Origin of the sequence: Nonomuraea aurantiaca, from assembly GCF_020215705.1 — a bacterium.
Classification (GTDB): domain Bacteria; phylum Actinomycetota; class Actinomycetes; order Streptosporangiales; family Streptosporangiaceae; genus Nonomuraea; species Nonomuraea aurantiaca.
Genome location: NZ_JAIWNB010000004.1, coordinates 243,384 through 265,976, shown reverse-complemented (window position 1 = coordinate 265,976; position 22,593 = coordinate 243,384). Strand labels below are relative to the sequence as shown.

The following is a 22,593-nucleotide window of genomic DNA, read 5'->3' as shown; positions in this document are numbered from 1 at the left end:
TGAGTTCGGGCTGAACAAGCGACAGAGCGATGGGCTTGCGCGGTACTGCAAGGGCTGCTTCCGGGTGCGGTCCACTCAGAGCTATCGCAAGCGTCGTGGTGAGCAGGGTAAGAGTGTCCGCGAGGCGGTCGAAGTGCCTCCAGGGCACAAATACTGTCCTCGCTGTCGGGAAGTGAAGGCTGTTGCGGAGTTCGGGCGCAACCGTGCGGAAAAATCTGGACTTACTCCCTACTGCAAACCGTGCCACAGCGTGGCGATGCGGGAAAACAAGATCAAGAACCACGGGAGTGAGCGGAACTACCTGCTTAAACACCGCTACGGCATCACGGAGGACGACTTCGAGCGGACGCTCGCCGAGCAGGGCGGGCTCTGCGCCATCTGCCGCACGGTCCCCGGCACGTTCGTCGACCACTGCCACCAGAGCGGCCTGGTGCGGGGTGTTCTCTGTTTCAACTGCAACAACGGGCTGGGGCATTTCGGTGACAACACCGTGTTGCTCGAACTCGCCGCCCTCTATCTGGACGGGGAGATCCTCTGGCCCGAGTTCGTGATCCCGCCGCAGCAGCGTCCGGAGTCGGTGGCGCCGACGAGGACTTACCACCTGACCCAGCGTTACGGCATGCGGCATGAGGATGTCGAGCGCATGGTGGTCGATCAGTACGGGTTGTGCGTGGTCTGCTGGGACCGTTCGCCCGAGCATGTCGATCACTGTCACCGCACGGGCGATGTGCGCTACGCGCTCTGCCTGCCGTGCAACACCGGCATCGGCCAGTTCAGGGACGATCCGGGTGTGGCGTGGCGGGCGTTGGCCTACATCGAGGCGACGGTGGAGTGGCAGGACATCGAGGATGTGTCTGAGGAGGAGATCCAGGAGTTCATCCGTGCCGACGAGGAGATGCGGTCCGAATTCTATGAGCGAGCGGTCCGGGTCTGATCCGGTGGGGCGTATTCGACGGCCACGCCGAGGAGGCGGACCGGCCGGTCGAGGTCGAAGCGGTCGAGCACGGTGAGGGCGGCGCGGGACAGCTCGGCCGCGTCTGTGGTGGGTGAGGGGAGCTTCGACTGGCGGCTGCGGGTGAGGAAGGGCGCGAATCGCACCTTCACCGAGACACGGACGATCGACCGTCCCGCGGCGGTCGCGTCTGAGGCGACCTGTCGGGCCAGCGTGGCTATGTGGGTGGATATTTCGGTTCTGTCGGTGAGGTCGTGCGGGAAGGTGATCTCGCGGCTGTGGCCGCGGGCGACCCAGGGAGTGGTGACGACCTCGGCTTCGCCCTTGCCGAGGGCGAGATAGCGATACCAGGGGCCGTTGGTGGGGCCGAAGCGGCGGGCCAGGTCGGTGGGGTCGGCGGCGGCGAGTTGGGCGACCGTGTCGAGTCCCAGCTCGGCGAGCTTTTTGGCGGTCTTGGCGCCGATGCCCCAGAGCGCGTCGGTGGGCCGGTCGTTCATGATCTCGGCCCAGTTGTCGCCGGTGAGACGGTAGATCCCGGCGGGTTTGGCGAAGGCGGAGGCGAGTTTGGCCTGGTGCTTGTTGTCGCCGATGCCGACGGAGCAGGACAAGGCGGTTTCGGTCAGGACGGCCTGCTGGAGGGCGGCCGCCAGCGCCTCGGGGTCGTCGGTCCTGGCTCCGATGAACGCCTCGTCCCAGCCCCAGATCTCGACCAGGACGGGAAACCCGCGCAGCGTGGCCATGACCCGCTCGGACGCCGCCTCGTAGGCGGGCGGGTCGCTGGGCAGGAAGACGGCGTCGGGGCAGCGTTTGAGCGCGGTACGGAGCGGCATGCCGGAGTGGACGCCGTGTTCGCGGGCTTCGTAGGTGGCGGTGGCGGCGACGGTGCGCGGCTGGGTGGGGTCGCCGGAGCCGCCGACCACGACGGGTCTGCCGCGGAGTTCGGGGTGGCGCAGGATCTCGACGGCGGCGATGAACTGGTCGAGGTCGACGTGCAGGACCCAGTCCTTGGTGGACACGCTTCTCAGAGTAGGACGTGCAGGTCCCGGTCCTTGGTGGACACGTCTCTCAGGGGAGGCGGTCGTCGCGGTAGAGGAGTGAGCGGCGGGGGAGCGCCCAGGCGGGGGGTGCCGATGGGGGGTTCGTCGCCTTCGGGGACGACGGCCTGGATGAGGGTGTCGTCCGTCTCCAGGTGACCAGGGTGCTGGTGCCGAGGTTCTCCAGACGGAGACGTGCCGGGGAAGGCGTCGGGCGGGCTTCAAGCAGGAGTTCCAGATATTCGGGACGCGCTCCGTACACGAGATCCCCGTCGGCGATGCCCGCGGGGGCGGGGAGGGTGCCGGAGGTGATCTGGCCGGGCAGCGGGTTCATGGGGGTGGAGCCGCGTGAGGCCGTGCGGCGAGATCACCGTTTGATCCCTCCGTGGAAGCGGAAGCCGTACCGCTGGGAGACGAACAGGTACATCGCCACCACCGGGAGCGAGTAGAGCAGCGAGAAGGTGGAGATGAGCTCGAGTCTGGGCGAGCCGCCCTCGGTGTAGAGGGTGTAGAGGATGACCGAGCCGGGGGCCTTGCCGGGGTCGCGCAGCAGGATGAACTGGAACAGGAATCCGCCCCACACGCTGGCCAGCGCCCAGACGGCGATGGTGGCCAGGCCGGGTCGCACCAGGGGGATCACGATGTGCCGGAGGATCTGCAGGGATGAGGCGCCGAAGACGCGCGCCGACTCCTCGTAGGTGGTCGGCGTCTCGTCCATGAAGTCCTTGAGGATGAAGATGGCGGCGGGCAGCAGGCCACCGGAGACGACGAGGATGACGCCGAGGTGGGTGTCGATGAGGTCGAGCCTGGTGGCGAGTTCGAAGATGGGCACCATGGCGGCGGTGCCGGTGACGACGGACGACAGCAGCAGGAGCAGATAGAGCAGCACGTCGCGGCCGGGGACGCGGACCCTGGACAGGGCGTAGGCGGCGAGGGCGGCCAGGACGACGACGAGCGCGGCCGCGCCGCCGCCCTGGATGAGGGAGTTGCGGATGGAGCCGAGCGCGTAGGGGTTGTCCAGGATGGCGGAAAAGTTGCTCAGGGTGAAGTCCGGGATGGAGGTGGTGATCGCCGGGGCGGCGTCGAAGGGGGCGCTGGCCAGCCAGAGCATGGGCAGCGCGAAGAAGGCCAGGACGACGGCGATGAACACGGTGGCGGCGAGCCGTCCGATGGTGTGCCGGATCATGCCGGTGGCCTTCCCGCCGCGCGGCGCCGGCCTCGGCCGCGCAGCAGTCGCAGGTACGCCAGGGCGAAGAGGAGGTTGATGAGCAGGATGAGGAAGGACACGGCGGCGCCCACGCCGAGTTCGCCGCCTTTGAGGGCGATGTTGTAGACGTAGACGGGCAGGATCTCCGAGCGTCCTTCCGGCCCGCCGCCGGTGAGGACGAACGGGGTGAAGTCGTTGAACGTCCAGAGGCTGATCAGCAGCAGGTTCGTCAGCACGTGCCGCCGGATGAGCGGGAGGACGACGTCGCGCAGCTGCTGCGGCACGGAGGCGCCGGCCAGGCGGGCGGTCTCGAGGTGGGAGGGTGGCACGTTCTCCAGCGCGGCGGCGTACAGCATCATCGAGAAGGCGGTGCCGCGCCAGACGTTGAAGACGATGATGGACGCCAGCGGGTAGTCCAGCAGCCAGCCCATGCCGGGCGTGCGCAGGAGCGCGTTGAGCGTGCCGTCGTCGCGGTCGAGCAGGGCGAACCAGAGGAAGCCGACGACCGTGCTGGGCAGGATCCACGACAGCAGTACGACGCCTTCGACGGCGCGTCGTAGCGGCCCGTGGCGGGTGCGCAGCAGCCAGGCGAGGGTGAAGCCGAGCCCGGCCTGGCCGAGGACGGCCGAGCCGCCGACGTAGACGACGGTGAGCCACAGCGAGCTGAGGAAGCGCGGGTCGGTCAGCGTGGTGGTGTAGTTGTCCAGGCCGACGAGCTGGGGATCGGCGGCGGCCAGGCCGGTGAGGCGATAGTCGGTGAGGCCGAGGTAGATCGTCCAGAGGGCGGGGAAGACGAGGAAGACGCCGATGAGGACGAGAGCGGGCAGGACGAACCCCACCGCTCTGGCCCTGCCCAGCCCGGCCGCGTCGGTATTCATGACCCCTCAGCCGACGACGTGGTCCGCGCCGCCTACCAGGCTCTCCAGCTTGGTCTGGTAGGTGGCGGCGGCCTCGTCGGGGCTCTTGCCGCTGACGATCGCCGCGGTGGCCTCCTGGAGGGCGACGGAGACCTGGGGGTAGACGGCGAGGCCGGGGCGGTAGGCGGTGATGGGCAGCACCTTGTCGGCGATGTACTTCAGCATCGGGTCGGCGGTGAGGACCTCGCTGTTGACGTCGCCGCGGGAGCTGATCCGGGCCTGCCCGGCCAGTTGCGCCTTGGTGGCCGCCGCGGAGTGCATGAACGCGAGGAGTTCCCAGGCCAGCTTGGGGTTCTTGGAGAAGGGGTTCAGCACCCGTACGGCGCCCCCGGACATGCTGGCGAAGTCCTGGCCGCGGATGGCGCCGCCGGGGTTCTTGGCGGGGATCTCGGCGAAGCCGACGGCCGAGTCGCGGTCCGCCATGGGGGCGACCCCGGCCTTCGGTTCGATGACGGATCGCCAGAAGTAGTCGCTCTCGGCCAGGATGCCGATCTTGCCGGCGGCGAACTGGGTGAAGGACTTGTCGCGGCCCTTGGCCTCCTGCTGCAGTTTGGGGTCGCTGAGCCCGGAGGTGTAGAGGCGCTGGTAGAAGCCGAGGACGTCCTTCATGGCCCGGGTGGCGCCGGTCCACTTGCCGTCGGCGTAGATCTCGGATCCGGCGGCGGCGAGGAGGGGGAGGACGCCCTGCATGGTGGTGGCCTCGCCCATCGCGGTGCCGGCGTTGATCTGGATGGGGGTGGGTACGCCCGCGGCCTTCAGCCTGGCGCCGGCCGTCAGGATGTCCTCCCAGTTCGTCGGCTGCCATGGGTCGGGCAGTCCGGCCTTCTTGAACAGGGTCTTGTTGTAGAACAGGACGCGGCCGTCGGTGCCCTGGGGCAGGCCGTACTTCTTGCCGTCGAAGACGCCGAGCCCCTGTACGGCCTGCGGGATCTGCGACCAGCCCTCCCAGGAGCCGACGGCGGGCCCGCCCACGTCGGTGAGCGGCTTGATGTAGCCGGCCTGGGCGAACTCGCCGACCCAGATGCCGTCGAGGTCGATGATGTCGGCTCCGGCCTTCGCCTTGAGGTCGAGCGCGATCTTGGTCTTGTACTGCTCGTCGTCGACGCCGCTGGGCTGGAAGAGCACCTTGACGTCGTGGTGGGTCTGCTCGAAGCCGGGGATCACCCACCGCTTGATCCAGTCGGCGGACTCGGAGTTCTTGCCGCCGGAGATGGAGTTGGCGGCGATGACGAGGGTGACGTCTTCCCTTCCGGCGGGCGCGCCGGGCCCGCAGGAGCAGAGTGCCACGATGGCGAGAGCCGCGATCACCGCAGGTCGGCTGGGGAGCCGCATGTCGGCCTCCTGTTCAGGACGTGCAGACGTACCGACAATCGCACGGCCTCTTCTGGGCGTAAAGAAACGATCTGGTGAACGGTTCGCCGTGGGCTGATCGTGGGAAGTGCAGACAGCGACGCAACATGAGTAGGGTCCCCTTTAGGGACAGTGACGTTTGGGAGGGAGTCGCGTGGCATCGCACAGGGATCTGCCCGTCGGCTTGATGGACCAGCTTTTCCACAACACCGGAAGTTCCTCGTTCACCGAGTTCGTCGGTTCGCGCGCGCCAGGGCTGCTTCCGGTGCGTGGTGAGGTTCTGGCCACGCCGATCGGCGACCAGGTTCCGCACGCGACCACGATCGTCGCCGCCACGTTCGCGGGTGGCGTGGTCATGGCGGGCGACCGGCGGGCGACGTCCGGCAACATCATTTCTCAGCGTGACGTGGAGAAGGTGTTCAGGACCGACGATTATTCGTGCATGGGCATCGCCGGCACGGCCAGCACGGGCATCGAGATGGCCAGGCTCTACCGGGTCGAGCTGGAGCACTACGAGAAGCTGGAGGGCCGCACGCTATCGGTCAACGGCAAGGCCAACCGGCTGGCCGCGATGATCCGCGGCAATCTCGGCATGGCGATGCAGGGGCTGGTGGTGGTGCCGCTGTTCGCCGCCTATGACGCGGATCGCGACGGCGGGCGGATCTTCAGCTACGACGTGGCGGGCGGCCCCTATGAGCGTGACCGGTTCGACGCGATCGGCTCCGGCTCGATCTTCGCGCGGGGGGCGCTGAAGAAGCTCTATCGCGACGGGATGTCGGCGGACGACACGGTGATGGCGTTGATCCAGTCGCTGTACGACGCGGCGGACGACGATTCGGCCACCGGCGGGCCTGATGTGACGCGGAAGATCTGGCCGATCGTCTCGGTGATCGACGCCGACGGCTTCCGCCGGTTGTCGGACGACGAGGTGGCCGGCTACGTCGAGCAGATGCTCGAACTGCGCCTCATCTCCCCTGACGGCCCCATCGCCCCGCTGCGCTAGAAAGGACTCCATCCGTGTCCATGCCTTTTGGATATGCGTCCCCTGAGCAGATCATGCGGGACAAGGCCGACTACGCGCGCAAAGGCATCGCGCGGGGCCGCAGCGTCGTCGTGCTGCAGTACGAGGACGGCATCCTTTTCGTCGCGCCCAACCCGTCGCGGGCGCTGCACAAGGTCAGTGAGATCTACGACCGCATCGGGTTCGCGGCGGTGGGCCGTTACAACGAGTTCGAGGAGCTCCGGCTGGGCGGCATCCGCTACGCCGACATCAACGGCTACACCTACGACCGCTCCGATGTGACGGGTCGTGGGCTGGCCAACCTCTACGCCTCCAACCTGGGCCGCATCTTCACCGAGTCGATCAAGTCGCTCGAGGTGGAGGTCGTGGTGGCCGAGGTGGGTGACACGCCGGAGGGTGACGCGATCTACCGGCTGACCTTCGACGGGTCCGTCTTCGACGAGCACGGCTTCGCGGCGATGGGCGGCCAGGCAGAGGCGGTGGCGACGCGGCTGAAGGAGGGCTACCGGGAGGGCATGCCGCTGGCCGACGCGCTGGAGGTGGCGCTGACGGCGCTCACGGAGCCCGGTGGGGAGCGCCCGCCGGTGGGGCAGCTGGAGGTGGCGGTGCTGGACCGCAACCGTGAGCACCGCAAGTTCCAGCGGCTCGCGGGTCCGCGCCTGGAGCGTCTTCTCGCCGCCGCCCCGCCCGCCGCTACCCCGCCCGCCGCCGGCGGCTCTCCGCTCGAATCCGAGCCCGGCTCCGACACCCCTCCCCCGACCGGTCCCGAGGGCGACGTCGACGACGGCTCGCCGCCGCTCTAGGCCACCGCCTCCGGGCGTGCGCAGCCGGTCATGGCCGACGAGCCGATGGCCACGGGTGCGCGGCTCGGGTGCGCTGATCTCGTCCTGCTCGGGCGGGCGGTCGTCGCCCGTCCGAGCTTTTTCATGTCCGGCAGGCCATGGGGCAGTGTGACCTGGTTCACAGGTATTTGGGCGAACCGCCGGGCGGAAACGGGGATCTCAGAAGGCGTGAAGAACCCAATGCGTACCCTCCTCGCGGGCGCCGCCGCCGCGACCGTCGTCCTCACGGCCACGACCGCCGCGAACGCCGCCACCACGGGCTTCCCCACGTTCAAGGCGCCCAAGACCTTCGGCACGACCTTCCAGGCCGACCCGAAGCACGACTTCACCAAGCACATCTCCTCCCGCCACGACGGCATCCTGCGCGGCCTGATCACGCACCTCAGCGGCGACACCGCCGAGTACACACCGGTCAAGTGGAAGAAGGGCACCATGACGGAGGGGCAGTTCGTCACTCCGCCCGAGGGTGACGCGATGGCCTACTCGTCGCGGATCGCCAAGAACGTGGTGTTCCTCTCGGCCTTCGGCTGCAAGGTGGCCGAAGGTGACCTCACGGTCGGCAGGAAGGACGCTCTCGGCAGCAAGCGCTGCTCGCGGTCCGTCCTGATCAAGCGGCACAAGCGCGCCGCCCACCCGTCGCTGATCACGGTCTACAAGGGTGAGATCGTCAAGGTCCAGGAGATCTACACCCCCTGACGCTCCAAGAGGGCTCGGCCCCGTGTCCGCGTACCAGCGGAGAAAGAGAGCCCGGGCGGGGCCGCTCACCTGGGGATGGCCATCCGGGGGATGACCATCCGGCGAGGCCGCCTCGCGAGACGGATGAGAGCGCGCGAGGGAAACACGGGGAAGATCTCTCCCGCTTGTCGATCCGTGGGCATAGTGTGAGGTGATGGATCGTCGCATCTTCGGGCTGGAGAACGAGTACGGCGTGACCTGCACGTTCAGGGGACAGCGCAGGCTGTCCCCCGACGAGGTCGCGCGCTACCTGTTCCGGCGGGTCGTGTCCTGGGGCCGATCGAGCAACGTCTTCCTCCGCAACGGCGCACGTCTGTACCTCGACGTGGGCAGCCATCCTGAATACGCAACACCCGAGTGTGACAACGTCATCGAACTCGTCACCCACGACAAGGCCGGCGAGCGCATCCTCGAGGGACTCCTCGTCGACGCCGAGAAGCGGCTGCGCGAAGAGGGCATCGCGGGTGACATCTACCTCTTCAAGAACAACACCGACTCCGCGGGAAACTCCTACGGCTGTCACGAGAACTACCTGGTCGGCAGGCACGGCGAGTTCGGCCGGCTGGCCGACGTGCTGATCCCGTTCCTGGTCACCCGGCAGATCATCTGCGGCGCGGGCAAGGTGCTGCAGACGCCGCGCGGCGCGGTCTACTGCGTCTCGCAGCGGGCCGAGCACATCTGGGAGGGCGTCTCCTCGGCGACGACCCGGTCCAGGCCGATCATCAACACGCGGGACGAGCCGCACGCCGACGCCGAGCGGTTCCGCCGCCTGCATGTCATCGTCGGCGACTCGAACATGAGCGAGGCCACCATGCTGCTCAAGGTCGGCGCCACCGACCTGGTGCTGCGCATGATCGAGGCGGGCACGGTGATGCGCGACCTGTCGCTGGAGAACCCGATCAGGGCCATCCGCGAGGTGTCCCACGACATGACCGGGCGGCGCCGGGTGCGGCTGGCCAACGGCCGTGAGGCGTCGAGCCTGGAGATCCAGCAGGAATACCTGTCGAAGGCCAAGGACTTCGTCGACCGGCGGGGCGGCGACCCGATCGCGCGCCGGGTGCTGGAGCTGTGGGAGCGGACCCTGCACGCGGTCGAGAGCGGAAACCTCGACCTGGTGGCGCGCGAGATCGACTGGGTGACGAAATACCAGCTCATCGAGCGTTACCGCAAGAAGTACGACCTGCCGCTGTCGTCGCCGAGGGTGGCGCAGCTCGACCTGGCCTACCACGACGTGCACCGCAAGCGCGGCCTGTTCTACCTGCTGCAGAAGCGCGGCTCGGTGGAGCGGGTGGCGTCCGACCTGAAGATCTTCGAGGCCAAGTCGGTGCCGCCGCAGACGACCAGGGCGCGGTTGCGGGGCGAGTTCATCCGGAAGGCGCAGGAGAAGCGGCGCGACTTCACCGTCGACTGGGTGCATCTCAAGCTGAACGACCAGGCGCAGCGCACGGTGCTGTGCAAGGACCCGTTCCGCAGCGTCGACGAGCGGGTGGACAAACTCATCGCTGGAATGTAGCGACTGGTTTACCACGGCCCTACTTCGATGTCGGATAGGGTGACGCGAATCTGACGTCTTTCCGAGGGAAATCCATGCGCCGCGCTCTGGCCGCTCTGGCCGCCGTGCCTTTGATCTTCTTCGCCGCCGCGTGCGGCGGCTCCGACTCGGGTGCCAACGGAGCCGCCGCCACCGCGAGCAGCGCTCCGGGCAAGGTGCAGGTCACCGGCAATGTGGGTGCCAAGCCCACGGTGACCTTCCCCGCCGGCTCGCCCGCCACCAAGTCCTCGTACGAGGTGCTGACCCCTGGCACGGGCCCGCAGGTGAAGAGCGGCGACAAGATCATCGTCAACCTGACCGTCTACAACTGGGACGGCAAGCAGAACGCCTTCCAAGGTTCCTCCTACGACTCCAAGGCGCCGGAGACCATCGCGGTCGACCAGCAGCTGCCGCAGGTGCTGCAGGAGGGCTTCGCCAAGGTCAAGCACGGCGGCCGGGTGCTGGCCGTGCTGGCCGCCGACGCCGCTCAGCAGGCGCAGCCGAACCAGGTGCCGCAGCCGACGAAGGTGTTCGTCGTGGACGTGGTCGGGGCGCCGCCCGAGGCGCTGAAGGCGGCCACCGGCAAGGAGACCGGTGAGAGCATCAAGGGCGTCAAGGTCGTCAACCCGGGCGGTGACAAGGCACCCGAGCTGACCACCAAGACCAAGGACAAGCCGTCCAAGGAGCTCGTGGTCAAGACCGTGATCCAGGGCACCGGCGCGAAGGTCAAGCAGGGCCAGACCGTGGTCGCCCACTACACGGGCAAGATCTGGGGCACCGACAAGGTGTTCGACTCCAGCTGGACCAAGGGGGAGCCGGCCTCGTTCCCGCTCGCGAACGTGATCCAGGGCTGGCAGAAGGGCCTGGCCGGGGTTCCGGTCGGCAGCCGGGTCGTGATGAGCATCCCGCCGGACCTCGGTTACGGCAAGCAGGAGCAGAACGGCATCCCGGCCAACAGCACGCTGGTGTTCGTGGTGGACGTACTGTCGGCTTACTGACGGGTGATCTGATAACGCGGTAGCATCTCCGGGCCCGGCGACGACACCGTCGCCGGGCCGCCCGCTCGGGAGGGGTCCGATGCGCCGCCGTACCGCCGTGCTGCTGTTACCGCTGGCCCTGCTGACGGCCTGCACCGGCACCGAGACGGGCGATCCGGAGCTGAAGGTGGGCGGCCGGTTCGGCGCCAAGCCCACGATCGTCTTCCCGGCCGGCAAGCCGGCGGCGGGGCTGCAGGTGGACCAGCTCGCCGAGGGCAAGGGCGCGCCGCTGGGCAAGGACGACGTGGCGATCGTCCAGTACACCGCGCACGTCTGGGACGGCGGTGAGAACCGGCTCGTCGACTCCAGCTTCAACCGCGGCGCCCCTGCCGCCTTCCCGGTCGGCCGGCTGATGCCCGGCCTGGACCTGGCGTTGCGGGGCCGCCGGGTGGGCAGCAGGGTGATCGCCGCCATCCCGCCGGCCGACGGCTTCGGCGCGAATCCCCCGCAGGGGGTCGGCTCGGGCGACGACCTGTTCTACGTGATCGACATCCTCGGCGCGCACTCGAAGAACGCCTCGGTCAAGGGGCGGGGCGGTTCGCTGGCGGGCGTGCGGGTGACCGGCGGCGCCCGGCCGGGACTCTCGGTGCCGGCGACCGCGCCGCCCCGCCGGTTCGCCGCCAAGGTGCTGGTCAAGGGGACGGGCCGCCGGACGCGGGCGGGGCAGTTGCTGGTCACCCAGTACGAGGGGGCCATCTGGGGGCAGCGGCGGATCTTCGACGCCACCTGGAGCACCGGGCAGCCGAAGGCGTTCACGATCGGCGACGGCAGCGTGATCAAGGGCTGGGACCGGGCGTTGGTGGGCCTTCCGGTCGGCAGCCGCGTGCTGATGATCGTCCCGCCCGCCTACGGTTACGGGCCCACGGGCCAGCCCGCCTTCGGCATCCGCGCCACCGACACGCTGGTCTTCGTGGTGGACGTCCTGGCCGCCTACTGAGACGTCCTGGCGGTTTACGTCCTGGATGGCTGGCTGTGACGGTCCTGGCGGTCTGCCGGACCGAACGGGATGGCGCTCAGGGCGTCCAGACGTACGGCGTGGTCGTGGTCACCGTGTGGAAGCCCAGGCGCCCCAGGATCGGCCGGCTGTCGTCGGAGGCGTCCACCTGGAGATGGTCCACCCCGGCCGCCACGGCGAGCTGGGCGCGCCGGGCGACCAGGGCGCGGTAGATGCCGCGGCCACGCCACTCCGGCAGCGTGGAGCCGCCCCAGAGCCCGGCGAAGCCGGTGCCCGGCATGTGCACCAGCCAGGCGGCCGAGACGACCCGGCCGTCCGCCTCGGCCACCAGCACGGCGATGCCGCCCGGATCGGTGGTGACCCGCTGGATCAGGTCCTCGCCCAGCCAGCTCCGGTCCTCGCCCCAGACGGCGGACTCCATGGCGGCGATGGCCCGCAGGTCGGCGTCGGCGGTGACCTGCCGGATGGTCACGCCGGCGGTCAGAGGCGGCGCGTCCAGCATCTCCTTGGCGACGCCGACGAGCACCGTCTCCCGCTCCTCCGGCGCGAAACCCGCGCGGACGAGCCGATCCGGCAGATCGGCGGGCAGGTCGTGGGCGCGGGTCTTCCACTCGACGGCCTCGCCGCGGGCCGCGAAGTGCTCGCGCTGGCGGGCGATCAGCGCGTCCAGCCGGGCGCCTTCGACGCCGAGCACGGGCGGGCCCTCGACGAAGCCGCGGAACCTGCCGGTGACGCGCAGCAGCGGGCCGTCCATCTCGTACCTGAGCCCGTCGGCGGGGTGCTCGGGGATGCGCAACCTGGTGCGGTCGTAGGCGGCGAGAAGGGGGGAGGGTTCGCTCACGGGGAGAAGCCTAGGGGGTGCGGCCTCCGGTGGAGAGCGCGGTGCGGCCTGCCGCGGAGATGGCGGTGCGGCCTGCTGTGGAGAGGGGCGCCTAGACTCCCGCTGTGAGCGATGACGACCTCGAGGCCCTGGCGCTGCTGCACGATCCGGTGCGGCGCAGCCTGTACGAGGCCGTGGCGGCCAGCGGCGGCGACCTGGGCCGGGGGGAGGCGGCCGAGATCACCGGGGTGTCCAGGACGCTGGCCGGGCACCACCTGGACAAGCTCGTCGACGCAGGGCTGCTGGAGAGCGCCTTCAGGCAGCAGGAGAAGAAGGGGCCGGGCAGCGGGCGGCCCGCGAAGGTCTACCGCAGGGCCGCGGGGGAGCGGTCGGTGAGCCTGCCGCCGCGTGACTACGTGGCGCTGGCCTCGGTGCTGGCCGAGGTCGTCGACTCCCTCGGCGCCGAGGAGGCGGCCGAGAAGGCGGCGCGCGCGGCGGGGGAGCGGCTGGGCCGGGGGCGGAGCGAGCCCGTCGAGGCGGTGCTGCGCGAGCGCGGTTACGAGCCCTACGCCGACGGCGGCACGCTGCGGATGCGCAACTGCCCCTTCCACGTGCTGAGCCATGAGCAGCCGCTGCTGGTGTGCTCCATGAACCTGGCCCTGTGCCAGGGGGTGCTCGAAGGGCTCGGCGACGATCCCGGACGGGCCCGGTTGGATCCGCGGCCGGGCGAGTGCTGCGTAGCACTTTCTAAAACAAAACAAGATTGACATAGAAGAACGAAGGGTGGTGTGCTGAGCGTCATGCATCTAGCCGAGCTCAACATCGCCCACATGCGCGCCCCGATCGACAGCCCCGAGCTCGCCGAGTTCGTCGCCGCGCTGGAGCCCATCAACACCCTCGCCGACGGTTATCCCGGATTCGTGTGGCGGATGAAGGAGAGCGAGGAGGATCCGACCGCGACCCTCACACACGAGTACGGCGACCACCTGCTGCTCAACTTCTCGGTGTGGGAGTCGCTCGACTCGCTGTGGAACTACGTCTACCGCAGCGCCCATCTGGACGTGCTGCGCCGCCGCAGGGAGTGGTTCCTGCGGATGGCCGAGCCGTACATGGTCATGTGGTGGATCCCGGAGGGCCACATCCCGAGCCTCGCCGAGGGCATGGAACGCCTCGAACGCCTCAAGGCCGAGGGACCCAGCCCTGAGGCGTTCACGTACAAGGACTCCTACGACAGCAGCGCGGCCGCGCACCTGCCCGCCGCGGCCGAGGCCAGGAAGTAGGCCAGGTCCTCCTCCAGGGGCCGGCCCATCGTGGAGAGCCTGACCGGCGAGCCGCGCAGCGCCTCGTGCAGGCCGCCGACCGGCACGGGCACCAGCTCGTGCCGGACGGCGAGCAGCTCGGCCTGGTCCCTGACCCGCTCCCCGAACTCACCGGGCAGCAGCGGCACCGCCACCCGCGCCGGCGCCAGCGCGACGCGGCCGTAGGCCGTCAGCGAGTGGTGCGAGACGCCGAGATGGCGCTCCCGCAGGTCGCCCTCGCTCACCCGCAGCGCCGCCACCGGCCGGCCGCGCAGCACCGCGGCGGCGTTGACCGCCTCACCCGCCGAGACGCCCGAGAAGCCCCACCGCGTGCCGGTGCCGAGGTTGCCGGGCCCCTGCGTGACGATCGCCACGTCGGCCTCCAGCACGTGCCTGGCGGCCAGCAGGCCGGTGTGGACGGTCACCGCCTCGACGTCGCCGCCGAACGCCTGTCCCACCGTCACCACCCCGGCCAGCCAGCCGATCTCCCGCAACGTCGCGCAGGCCATCGAGAACCAGGCGGGCAGCGCGCCGCCGTCCTGCATCACGTAGGCGACCCGCACGCCGGGGCGCGCCTCGTACAGGCCGCACAGGATCGGCGCCAGGGCCGAGTGCAGGTCGGCGACCACCACCGGCATGCCGTCGACCGAGTCGGCCTCGCGCAGAACCTCGTGGAAGGGCGAGTCCTGCTCGTCGGCGCCGAGCACGGTGGCCTGCAACGGGGTGTAGCGGGCCTTCACCAGGTGCCCGGGTCCCTGCGGATCTTCCGGTAAACGGTTCGGGACTGCCACCACCATGGCGTAACCTCCCGTACCGAGACCCATCGCGAGTGCCGTCGTGTTGAGCAGGACCTCGTCGCCGGGTTCCGGACGGCCCACCAGGAGCGGATAGGCCAGTGCCCGGTACGTCCCGCCGGGTTCGACGCCCGGCTGGTGGTCCCCTCCGGAGACGGCGACGTCCAGTTCCATGGCTCCCGGCCACTCGCGCCGGATCCGCACGACCTCGCCCTTGCGCCATCTGATCACTCGGGCAGGGTAGCGTCGTTGAAGGAGGAGTGAGGCAGGATGTCGCGCCGCAAGACCGAGCGATTGCTGAACCTGGTGATCTGCCTGCTCGCCACCCGCCGCCCATTGTCGGCCGAGCAGATCCGCCAGGCCGTCCCCGGCTATGACCGGGACGGCGACGAGGCGTTCCAGCGGATGTTCGAGCGCGACAAGAACGAGCTGCGCGAGATCGGCATCCCCATCGACGTGGTGCGCGACCCGTGGGAGGACGAGCCCGGCTACCGCATCGAGCGCCAGTCCTACGAGCTGCCGGAGATCACCCTGGAGGCCGACGAGGCCGCCGTGCTCGGCCTGGCCGCGCAGGTGTGGCAGCGCGCCAGCCTCGCCGAGGCCGCCTCCGGGGCGCTGCTCAAGCTGCGCGCGGGCGGCGTGGCCACCGACGAGACCATCGGCGCCGGGGCGCTGGAGCTGCGCCTCGACACCCGCGACCCGGCCTTCCCGGCGCTGTGGGACGCGGTGCGCGACAGGCGCCTGGTGCGCTTCGACTACCGCAGCGCCGGCAGCGAGAGCGTGCGCAGCCGCACGGTCGAGCCCTGGGGCGTGGTCAGCCGCCGGGGCCGCTGGTACCTCGCCGGGTTCGACCGCGGCCGGGACGCGCCGCGCGCCTTCCGGCTGAGCCGCATCACCGGGCAGGTCGCCACCGTCGGCCGCCCTGGCTCGGTCGAGGTGCCGCCCGGCGTCGACCTGCGGGCCATGGTCGGCTTCCCCGAGGAGCCGGTCGAGGGCCGCACGGCCGTCATCCGTGTACGTGAGGGCGCCTGCGAAGGGCTGCGGCAGCTGTCCACGGCGGTGCGCGTGGGCTCCGACGGGTGGGACGAGGTCGAGCTGGGCTTCACCGACCCCGAACGGCTGGCCGGCTGGATGGCCAGCCTGGGCGCCGACGTCGAGGTGGTCGAGCCGCCCGACGCCCGCGAGGCCGTCATCCGCCGACTGAAGGGAGCGCTGGCGTGAGTGGATCCGCCGACCGGCTGCCGAGGCTGCTCGCGCTCGTGCCGTACCTGATGTCGCACCCGGGCGCGCAGCTCGGCGAGGTGGCCGGGGTGTTCGGGCTGAGCGAGAAGCAGCTCATCGACGACCTGCAGCTGGTGTGGATGTGCGGGCTGCCGGGGCACACGCCCGGCGACCTGATCGACGTGTCGTGGGACGGCGGCGAGATCCTCATCGACAACGCCGACACCATCGCCCGGCCGCTGCGGCTGGGCATCGACGAGGCCAGCGCGCTGCTGGTCGCGCTGCGCATGCTCGCCGCCATGCCGGAGCTGGCCGAGGTGCCCGGCGACGCGCTGCCCCGGGTGGTCGCCAAGCTGGAGCGGGCCGCGGGTGAGGGCGCGGCGGCCGTCAGCAGCCAGGTCGCGGTCGACGTCGACGCCACCCCCGACGCGCTGCTGCGCGTGCGCGAGGGGCTGACCAGGCGGCGCCGCCTGTCGCTGCGCTACTACGTGCCGGGCCGCGACGAGGTGACGCCGCGCGAGGTCGACCCCATGCGGCTGGTCGTCGTCGACGGCCGCACCTACCTGGAGTGCTGGTGCTACCGGGCCGAGGCGATGCGGCTGTTCCGGCTGGACCGGATGCTCGGCGTCGAGGTGCTCGAGGTGGCCGCCGACCCGCCCGCCGAGGCCGAGCCGATCGACGTGGCGCAGGGCGTGTTCCGTCCCTCGCCCACCGACGAGCTGGTCGAGCTGGAGGTGACCGCCGCCGGGCGCTGGGTGGCCGAGTACTACCCGTGCGAGGAGGTCACCGAGCTGGGCGAGGGGCGGCTGCGGGTGGCGCTGCGGGCCCGCGACGAGGACTGGCTGCTCAAGCTGGCGCTGCGCCTGGGCGACACCGGCAGGGTGCTCTCGCCGCCCGCGATGGCCGAGCGGGTGCGGCAGGAGGCCGAGCGGGCCCTGAGCCGCTACGCTCACCGGACATGACCTGGATCTTCGTGGCGGCCGGGCTCGGCGTCGCCGGGCTGGCCGCGCTGGCGGTCGCGGGTGTACGACTCCTCTCCGCCGCGCGTAGTCTGAGCAGTGAAGTAGCCGAGGCGCGGGCCCAGCTCGAGCCGCGGCAGACCAGATTGAGGCACCGGAGGGATGAGACCGACCCTCCGGCAGCGTACGATCGTGGCTGAAACAGCACTCGCTCAAAAAGGACGTTTCATGGGAAACCTCGGACCCACTGAGCTTCTGATCATTGCCGGCGTGCTCGTCCTGCTGTTCGGTGCCAAGAAGCTGCCGGAGATGGCCAGGGGCCTCGGCAGGTCGATGCGCATCTTCAAGTCGGAGACGGCCAAGCTGCGCGAAGACGACTACGACGACAGGCCGGCCACGGTCGAGACGTCGACGCAGACGCCCGCCCAGCCGCAGCCCGCGCCTCCGCAGCCCCTCCAGGCCGCGCCCGCGCTGTCGGTGGAGGAGCAGGCTCGCCAGTTGGAGGAGCAGGCCGCCAAGCTGCGCGCCAGCGCCGACAAGAAAGCCTGACCCTGCCCCTCCTCGCACTCCTGGGACTGCTAGATGGCGCTGCTCAAGAAGTCGAGCGGAGAAGGTTCGGCCCGCGATCCCGAGGGCCGCATGCCGCTCATGGATCACCTGCGGGAGCTGCGTAACCGGCTGCTCATCGCGACGATCGCGGTGGTCGTCGGCATCGTCATCGGCTGGATCTTCTTCGACCCCGTCTGGGCGATCCTCAAGGCCCCCTACTGTGACACCGTCCAGTCGCAGCAACTCGTCAAGGGTCACTGCAGCCTGGTCTACAGCGGCATCTTCCAGTCGTTCTTCATCACGCTGAAGGTGTCGGCGATGATCGGCCTGGTGCTGGCGTCGCCGGTCTGGCTCTACCAGATCTGGGCGTTCGTCACGCCCGCGCTCTATCGCAACGAGAAGCGCTACACGGTCGTGTTCCTGCTCCTGGCGATCCCGCTGTTCGCCCTGGGCGCGGTGCTGGCCTACATCATCATGCACACCAGCCTGGGCTTCCTGCTGGGCTTCTCGCTCGACGACACGGTCGCCACCATCGGGATCGACGACTATCTCGACTACGTCCTGATCATGATCGCCATCTTCGGGGTGTCCTTCGAGCTGCCGCTCTTCCTGGTGTTCCTCAACGTCATCGGGGCGCTGTCGCACGCGACGGTGGCCAAGCACCGGCGCATGGTCATCTTCATCATGTTCGTGTTCGGCGCCGTGATCACGCCGGGTGGCGATCCCTTCGCGATGATGGCCCTGGCCGCACCCATGATCGTGCTGTTCGCGGCGGCCGAGTTGTTCATGTACGTACGCGAGCGGCGACTGCCCGCCGGCGAGGACTTCTCCCATCTGTCCGACGACGAGGCGTCACCGCTGGAACAGGATTCCGAAGCGGACCGATAGGCGATAAGTTCCGGGCGTGGCCCCTCAACTCGTCCTGCTCGTCAACCCCGCCGCCCGAGGCGGCCGGACGGTGCGCCTGCTCGGACCCGTGGCCCGGCGCCTGCGCGCCGGCGGCGCCGAGGTGTCGGTGATCGTCGGTGACAGCGCGGCCGACGCGCTGGAGCGCGCCTGCGCCGCCGTGGCCGAGCGTCCCGACGCCCTGGTGGCCTTCGGCGGCGACGGCCTGGTCCACCTGGCCGTGCAGGCCGTCGCCGGGACGGACGTGCCGCTCGGCATCATCCCCGCGGGCACCGGCAACGACATCGCCACCGCCCTGGGCGTGCCGCGCAAGGACCCGATCGCGGCGGCCCGTACGGTGCTGCGCGGCCGCTCCCGCCTGGTCGACGCCGCCCGCGTCCGCGCGGGCCGGGCCGACGAGCTGTTCGCCGGGGTGGTGTGCTGCGGGTTCGACTCCCGGGTGAACGAGCGGGCCAACGGGCTCACCTGGCCGCCGGGGATGGCCAGATACCTGGTGGCCACCGTGCAGGAGTTGCGGCGCTTCCGGCCCATCCCCTTCCGCGTCACCTTCGACGACGGTGAGCCGATCGAGCGGGAGGCCATGCTGGTCGCGGTGGGCAACACCTCCTCCTACGGCGCCGGGATGCGGGTCTGCCCCGACGCCCGGCCCGACGACGGGCTGCTCGACGTGATGATCCTGGAGGCGGTGTCGACGGCCGAGTTCGTCCGGGTGTTCCCGAGCGTCTACCGGGGCTCGCACGTCTCTCATCAGGCCGTGTCCGTCAGGCGGGTGCGGAGCGTCCGGCTGGAGGCGCCCGACGTGGTGGCCTACGCCGACGGGGAGCGGATCGGGCCGAGCCCTGTCACGTGCGAGATCCAGCCGGGAGCGCTGCGGGTCATCACCTGAGATCTACAACGTAAAGGCGCGTGGGCTCAGCAGCACCATCGCGGCCGTCACGCAGGCCATGCCCGCGATCAGGAACGGCTTGGTGTCGCGACCGCGTCCGATGAGCACACCGGAGATCGTGCCCGACACGACCATGGCGATCGCCATCGGGATGAGGTACAGGCGGCGATGAGGCCACCCGCGCCGCCCGCCGAGGCCCGCTGCCGGGGCGGGGTGATGACCAGCCAGGGCAACCGCTCCAGACCGTGGACGGGGTCGAGTTCGCGGACGATCGACCCGTTCTCGACGTGCTGGCGGAGGGCTTCAGCGACATCCCCCAGCTGGTGAGCAACCGGCGGCCGGGTGAGTCGCTGGTCGAGGGGGCGCGCCGCGAGTTCCTGGAGCGGCCGGCCCGCCACGCCCCCGAGACCGGGCTCGACGACGGCCCGGCGACCCGCGCGCGCCGTTCGCCGCCGGGCAGCTCTACGCCCTGCTGCGGACCCTTCAGCTGCAGAACACCCGGCGCATCTACTTCGGGCAGAGCGCCGAGGAGGCATACCCCGACGCGGTCGCCGCGGCCAACGCCGGTTTCGACCTGCTGCGCGGGGGCCTGGGCGACTATCTGGCGGGCTAGCCGGGACGGACCGGAATAGCGATTTCGGTAGGGTGACGGGTATGACGAGTCCAGCGGAGCGGTACGCGGCCTTCCGCGAGAAGTACGGGGACGACGGAGCCGCTCTCGGATCGTTCCGGGGCCTCTACGACTTCGAGCTCGACGACTTCCAGGTCGACGGCTGCCGCGCTCTGGAGGCGGGCGACGGGGTGCTGGTCGCCGCCCCCACCGGGTCCGGCAAGACGGTCGTCGGCGAGTTCGCCGTCCACCTGGCCCTGGAGCAGGGGCGCAAGTGCTTCTACACCACTCCGATCAAGGCGCTGTCCAACCAGAAGTACAACGACCTGGTCAAGCGCTACGGCACGGCCAAGGTCGGGCTGCTGACCGGCGACAACAGCGTCAACGGCGAGGCCCCGATCGTCGTCATGACGACCGAGGTGCTGCGCAACATGCTCTACGCCGGCTCGGCCACCCTGGGCGGGCTGGGCTACGTGGTCATGGACGAGGTCCACTACCTGGCCGACCGCTTCCGCGGCGCGGTCTGGGAAGAGGTCATCATCCACCTGCCCGAGTCGGTCCGGCTGGCGGCGCTGTCGGCGACGGTCAGCAACGCCGAGGAGTTCGGCGAGTGGCTGGGCGAGGTACGCGGCGACACCACGGTCATCGTCGACGAGCACCGGCCGGTGCCGCTGTGGCAGCACATGATGATCGGCAACCGCATCTACGACCTGTTCATGAGCGACGACCTGACGCCGCGCATCAACCCCACGCTCATGCGGGTGACCCGCGACACCGAGCGGCTGACCGCCGGGCGCGGCCGGCGCGGCTACGGCCGGCCGCAGCGCTCCCGCCCGCCGGACCGCGCCCAGGTGATCGAGAAGCTCGACTCCGAGGCGCTGCTGCCCGCGATCACGTTCATCTTCTCCCGCGCCGGTTGCGACGCGGCCGTCCTGCAGTGCCTGCACGCCGGCATCCGGCTCACCGACGAGCGGGAGCGGCACGAGATCCGGCAGCTCGTCGACGAGCGCACCGCGCACCTGCCCGACGAGGACCTGTCCGTGCTCGGCTACCTGGAGTGGCGCGACTGCCTGGAGCGCGGCCTGGCCGCCCACCACGCGGGCATGCTGCCGGCCTTCAAGGAGGTCGTCGAGGAGCTGTTCACCCGCGGCCTGGTCAAGGCGGTCTTCGCCACCGAGACGCTGGCGCTCGGCATCAACATGCCCGCCCGCAGCGTGGTCATCGAGAAGCTCGACAAGTGGAACGGCGAGACGCACGCCGACCTCACCCCCGGCGAATACACCCAGCTCACCGGCCGGGCCGGGCGGCGCGGCATCGACGTCGAAGGCCACGCCGTGGTGCTCTGGCAGCCGGGCATGGATCCGCTGTCGGTCGCCGGGCTCGCGGGCACCCGCACCTACCCGCTGCGCTCCAGCTTCCAGCCTTCGTACAACATGGCCGTCAACCTGGTCGGCCAGTTCGGCCGCGAGCGCGCCCGCACGCTGCTGGAGGAGTCCTTCGCCCAGTTCCAGGCCGACCGGGCGGTCGTCGGGCTGGCCAAGCAGCTGCGCAAGCACGAGGAGGCGCTGGAGGGCTACCGGGAGGCGATGACCTGCCACCTGGGCGACTTCCCCGAATACGCGGCGCTGCGGCGCCGCCTGACCGACCGCGAGGCCGAGCTGTCCAAGCAGCGCGGCGCCGCGCGCCGGGCCGCGGCCGTCAAGTCGCTGGAGGCGCTGCAGCCCGGCGACGTCATCCGCGTGCCGGGCGGGCGCCGGGCCGGGCTGGCGATCGTGCTCGACCCGGGCCGCAACCCGCGCGGCACCGGCCCCAGCCCGCTGGTCCTGACGATCGGCAAGCAGGTCAAGAAGCTCGACCCGGCCGACTTCCCCGTCCCGGTCGAGCCGATCGAGAAGCTGCGCATCCCCAAGAACTTCAACGGCCGCTCGCCGAAGGAGCGCGCCAACCTCGTCTCCACGCTGCTGGCCAAGATCGGCGACCGCGACCTGGGCATGCCCACCAGGGCCCGTGACCACGCCGTCGAGGACGACGAGATCAACGAGCTGCGCCGGCGGATCCGCCGGCACCCGTGCCACGGCTGCGACGAGCGGGAGGACCACGCCCGCTGGGCCGAGCGCTACCACAAGCTGCAGCGCGAGACCGAAGGGCTGCGGCGGCGCGTCGAGGGCCGCTCGCACGTCATCTCCCGCACCTTCGACCGGATCTGCTCGGTGCTGGAGCAGCTCGGCTACCTGCACGACGAGGCCGTCACCGACGAGGGCCGCCGCCTGGGCCGCCTCTACACCGAGCTCGACCTGCTCACCGCCGAGTGCCTGCGCAGCGGGCTGTGGGAGCAACTGGAGCCGGCGGAGCTGGCGGCGTGCGTGTCGGCACTCGTCTTCGAGTCGCGCAACGCCGACGACGCCCGCCGCCCCAAGATCCCCGCCGGGCGGGCGCAGGACGCGCTGACGGCCATGATGCGGCTGTGGGGCGAGCTGGAGGGCATCGAGTCCGACCACGGGCTGTCCACGATCCGCGAGCCCGACCTGGGGTTCGCGTGGGCGGCCTTCCGCTGGACCAAGGGGCACAGCCTCGACGCGGTGCTCATGGACGGCATCAACGGCAACGAGCTGGCGGCCGGCGACTTCGTGCGCTGGGTGAAGCAGCTGATGGACCTGCTCGGGCAGCTGGGGCACGCCGCTCCTCAGGGGAGCAAGATCAAGCAGACCGCCGCCAAAGCCATGGACGCCATGCGCCGGGGGGTTGTCGCGTATTCATCTCTGACCTGATCTGTCACCGCTCTGTTTTCCCCCGTTACGGCAGAGCACGGTGGGCTCCACCCGCCATACGGGGCGGGCCCCCGTCCAGGGGCACGCTCCTGCGGTTCACGGGGCCGGGCGCCGTGACGTGCGTCCTGCGGGCCGTGGCCTTCCCGCCGACTGACCGTCCGGTCAAGGTGATGTAGTGGGCTGTATACGCAACGTCACCAT

24 protein-coding genes are annotated in these 22,593 nt (G+C 70.3%); 16 read left to right on the top strand and 8 right to left on the bottom strand.

Going from position 1 to position 22,593, the window contains the following annotated elements; all coding sequences use genetic code 11:
* Nucleotides 1–256: 256 nt before the first annotated feature.
* Nucleotides 257–934: an endonuclease domain-containing protein gene (locus LDL49_RS13095; protein ID WP_225291443.1), complete on the top strand. Its 678-nt coding sequence runs from the start codon at nt 257–259 to the stop codon at nt 932–934.
* On the opposite strand, the gene LDL49_RS13090 is transcribed toward LDL49_RS13095, so the two are convergent.
* Genes LDL49_RS13090 through LDL49_RS13070 form a run of 5 tightly spaced genes read right to left on the bottom strand, consistent with a single transcriptional unit; the run spans nt 910 to nt 5,442 of the window.
* Nucleotides 910–1,968 (bottom strand): DNA polymerase IV, encoded by a 1,059-nt coding sequence (locus LDL49_RS13090; protein WP_225291273.1) that lies wholly within the window; start codon nt 1,966–1,968, stop codon nt 910–912. The genes LDL49_RS13095 and LDL49_RS13090 overlap by 25 nt on opposite strands.
* A 49-nt stretch (nt 1,969–2,017) precedes the next feature.
* Nucleotides 2,018–2,320 (bottom strand): hypothetical protein, encoded by a 303-nt coding sequence (locus LDL49_RS13085; RefSeq protein WP_225291272.1) that lies wholly within the window; start codon nt 2,318–2,320, stop codon nt 2,018–2,020.
* A 33-nt stretch (nt 2,321–2,353) separates the two neighbouring features.
* Nucleotides 2,354–3,172, bottom strand: coding sequence for a carbohydrate ABC transporter permease (locus LDL49_RS13080; RefSeq protein WP_225291271.1), 819 nt, complete (start codon nt 3,170–3,172; stop codon nt 2,354–2,356).
* Nucleotides 3,169–4,071: a carbohydrate ABC transporter permease gene (locus LDL49_RS13075; protein ID WP_225291270.1), complete on the bottom strand. Its 903-nt coding sequence runs from the start codon at nt 4,069–4,071 to the stop codon at nt 3,169–3,171. Before LDL49_RS13075 ends, LDL49_RS13080 begins: the two co-directional genes overlap by 4 nt.
* 6 nt (nt 4,072–4,077) lie before the next feature.
* Nucleotides 4,078–5,442: an extracellular solute-binding protein gene (locus LDL49_RS13070; RefSeq protein ID WP_225291269.1), complete on the bottom strand. Its 1,365-nt coding sequence runs from the start codon at nt 5,440–5,442 to the stop codon at nt 4,078–4,080.
* A 172-nt stretch (nt 5,443–5,614) separates the two neighbouring features.
* On the opposite strand from LDL49_RS13070, the gene prcB reads away from it, so the two are divergent.
* The 6 genes from prcB to LDL49_RS13040 all read left to right on the top strand — a co-directional run bounded on the left by prcB (nt 5,615) and on the right by LDL49_RS13040 (nt 11,563).
* A complete protein-coding gene (gene prcB / locus LDL49_RS13065) occupies nt 5,615–6,463 on the top strand; it encodes a proteasome subunit beta (protein ID WP_372470358.1) in 849 nt (282 codons plus the stop codon).
* Nucleotides 6,464–6,483: 20 nt separating this feature from the next.
* A complete protein-coding gene (gene prcA, locus LDL49_RS13060) occupies nt 6,484–7,284 on the top strand; it encodes a proteasome subunit alpha (protein WP_225291441.1) in 801 nt (266 codons plus the stop codon).
* 219 nt (nt 7,285–7,503) lie between these two features.
* Nucleotides 7,504–8,019 carry a hypothetical protein gene (locus tag LDL49_RS13055; protein ID WP_225291268.1) on the top strand — a complete coding sequence of 172 codons (516 nt, stop codon included), beginning with the start codon at nt 7,504–7,506 and terminating at the stop codon, nt 8,017–8,019.
* 193 nt (nt 8,020–8,212) lie between these two features.
* Entirely contained in the window at nt 8,213–9,571 is a 1,359-nt protein-coding gene (pafA, locus tag LDL49_RS13050) for a Pup--protein ligase (RefSeq protein WP_225291267.1), read from the top strand.
* A 74-nt stretch (nt 9,572–9,645) separates the two neighbouring features.
* Complete coding sequence (locus tag LDL49_RS13045; RefSeq protein WP_225291266.1) at nt 9,646–10,587, top strand: FKBP-type peptidyl-prolyl cis-trans isomerase; 942 nt, start codon at nt 9,646–9,648, stop codon at nt 10,585–10,587.
* Between the two features lie 79 nt (nt 10,588–10,666).
* Complete coding sequence (locus tag LDL49_RS13040; RefSeq protein WP_225291265.1) at nt 10,667–11,563, top strand: FKBP-type peptidyl-prolyl cis-trans isomerase; 897 nt, start codon at nt 10,667–10,669, stop codon at nt 11,561–11,563.
* A 76-nt stretch (nt 11,564–11,639) separates the two neighbouring features.
* On the opposite strand, the gene LDL49_RS13035 is transcribed toward LDL49_RS13040, so the two are convergent.
* On the bottom strand, nt 11,640–12,422 hold the full coding sequence (locus LDL49_RS13035; RefSeq protein ID WP_225291264.1) for a GNAT family N-acetyltransferase: 783 nt from the start codon (nt 12,420–12,422) through the stop codon (nt 11,640–11,642).
* A gap of 104 nt (nt 12,423–12,526) precedes the next feature.
* Between LDL49_RS13035 and LDL49_RS13030 the strand changes: the two genes are divergently transcribed.
* Both LDL49_RS13030 and LDL49_RS13025 read left to right on the top strand, forming a co-directional pair.
* On the top strand, nt 12,527–13,168 hold the full coding sequence (locus LDL49_RS13030) for a helix-turn-helix transcriptional regulator (protein WP_225291263.1): 642 nt from the start codon (nt 12,527–12,529) through the stop codon (nt 13,166–13,168).
* Between the two features lie 33 nt (nt 13,169–13,201).
* Entirely contained in the window at nt 13,202–13,681 is a 480-nt protein-coding gene (locus LDL49_RS13025) for a DUF3291 domain-containing protein (protein WP_225291262.1), read from the top strand.
* Here LDL49_RS13025 and LDL49_RS13020 read toward each other — a convergent pair.
* Nucleotides 13,627–14,667, bottom strand: a complete 1,041-nt coding sequence (locus tag LDL49_RS13020) for a DUF3866 family protein (RefSeq protein WP_263655002.1) — start codon at nt 14,665–14,667, stop codon at nt 13,627–13,629. The genes LDL49_RS13025 and LDL49_RS13020 overlap by 55 nt on opposite strands.
* 96 nt (nt 14,668–14,763) lie before the next feature.
* On the opposite strand from LDL49_RS13020, the gene LDL49_RS13015 reads away from it, so the two are divergent.
* From LDL49_RS13015 to LDL49_RS12990, 6 genes are read left to right on the top strand one after another with little or no spacing between them, the layout of a single operon-like run.
* On the top strand, nt 14,764–15,714 hold the full coding sequence (locus LDL49_RS13015) for a helix-turn-helix transcriptional regulator (protein ID WP_225291260.1): 951 nt from the start codon (nt 14,764–14,766) through the stop codon (nt 15,712–15,714).
* On the top strand, nt 15,711–16,676 hold the full coding sequence (locus LDL49_RS13010; protein WP_225291259.1) for a helix-turn-helix transcriptional regulator: 966 nt from the start codon (nt 15,711–15,713) through the stop codon (nt 16,674–16,676). Before LDL49_RS13015 ends, LDL49_RS13010 begins: the two co-directional genes overlap by 4 nt.
* Nucleotides 16,673–16,873 carry a hypothetical protein gene (locus tag LDL49_RS13005; protein WP_225291258.1) on the top strand — a complete coding sequence of 67 codons (201 nt, stop codon included), beginning with the start codon at nt 16,673–16,675 and terminating at the stop codon, nt 16,871–16,873. Before LDL49_RS13010 ends, LDL49_RS13005 begins: the two co-directional genes overlap by 4 nt.
* Before the next feature lie 28 nt (nt 16,874–16,901).
* Nucleotides 16,902–17,222 carry a Sec-independent protein translocase subunit TatA gene (tatA, locus tag LDL49_RS13000; RefSeq protein ID WP_225291257.1) on the top strand — a complete coding sequence of 107 codons (321 nt, stop codon included), beginning with the start codon at nt 16,902–16,904 and terminating at the stop codon, nt 17,220–17,222.
* A gap of 33 nt (nt 17,223–17,255) precedes the next feature.
* The gene (gene tatC / locus LDL49_RS12995) at nt 17,256–18,110 is read left to right on the top strand and encodes a twin-arginine translocase subunit TatC (protein WP_225291256.1); all 855 of its coding nucleotides are present in this window, start codon (nt 17,256–17,258) and stop codon (nt 18,108–18,110) included.
* 16 nt (nt 18,111–18,126) lie between these two features.
* Nucleotides 18,127–19,014: a diacylglycerol/lipid kinase family protein gene (locus LDL49_RS12990; RefSeq protein WP_225291255.1), complete on the top strand. Its 888-nt coding sequence runs from the start codon at nt 18,127–18,129 to the stop codon at nt 19,012–19,014.
* 3 nt (nt 19,015–19,017) lie between these two features.
* Here LDL49_RS12990 and LDL49_RS12985 read toward each other — a convergent pair whose 3' ends face one another.
* Complete coding sequence (locus tag LDL49_RS12985; protein WP_225291254.1) at nt 19,018–19,161, bottom strand: hypothetical protein; 144 nt, start codon at nt 19,159–19,161, stop codon at nt 19,018–19,020.
* A gap of 507 nt (nt 19,162–19,668) precedes the next feature.
* Between LDL49_RS12985 and LDL49_RS12980 the strand changes: the two genes are divergently transcribed.
* Nucleotides 19,669–22,392, top strand: a complete 2,724-nt coding sequence (locus LDL49_RS12980; protein WP_225291253.1) for a DEAD/DEAH box helicase — start codon at nt 19,669–19,671, stop codon at nt 22,390–22,392.
* The last annotated feature ends 201 nt before the right edge of the window (nt 22,393–22,593 follow it).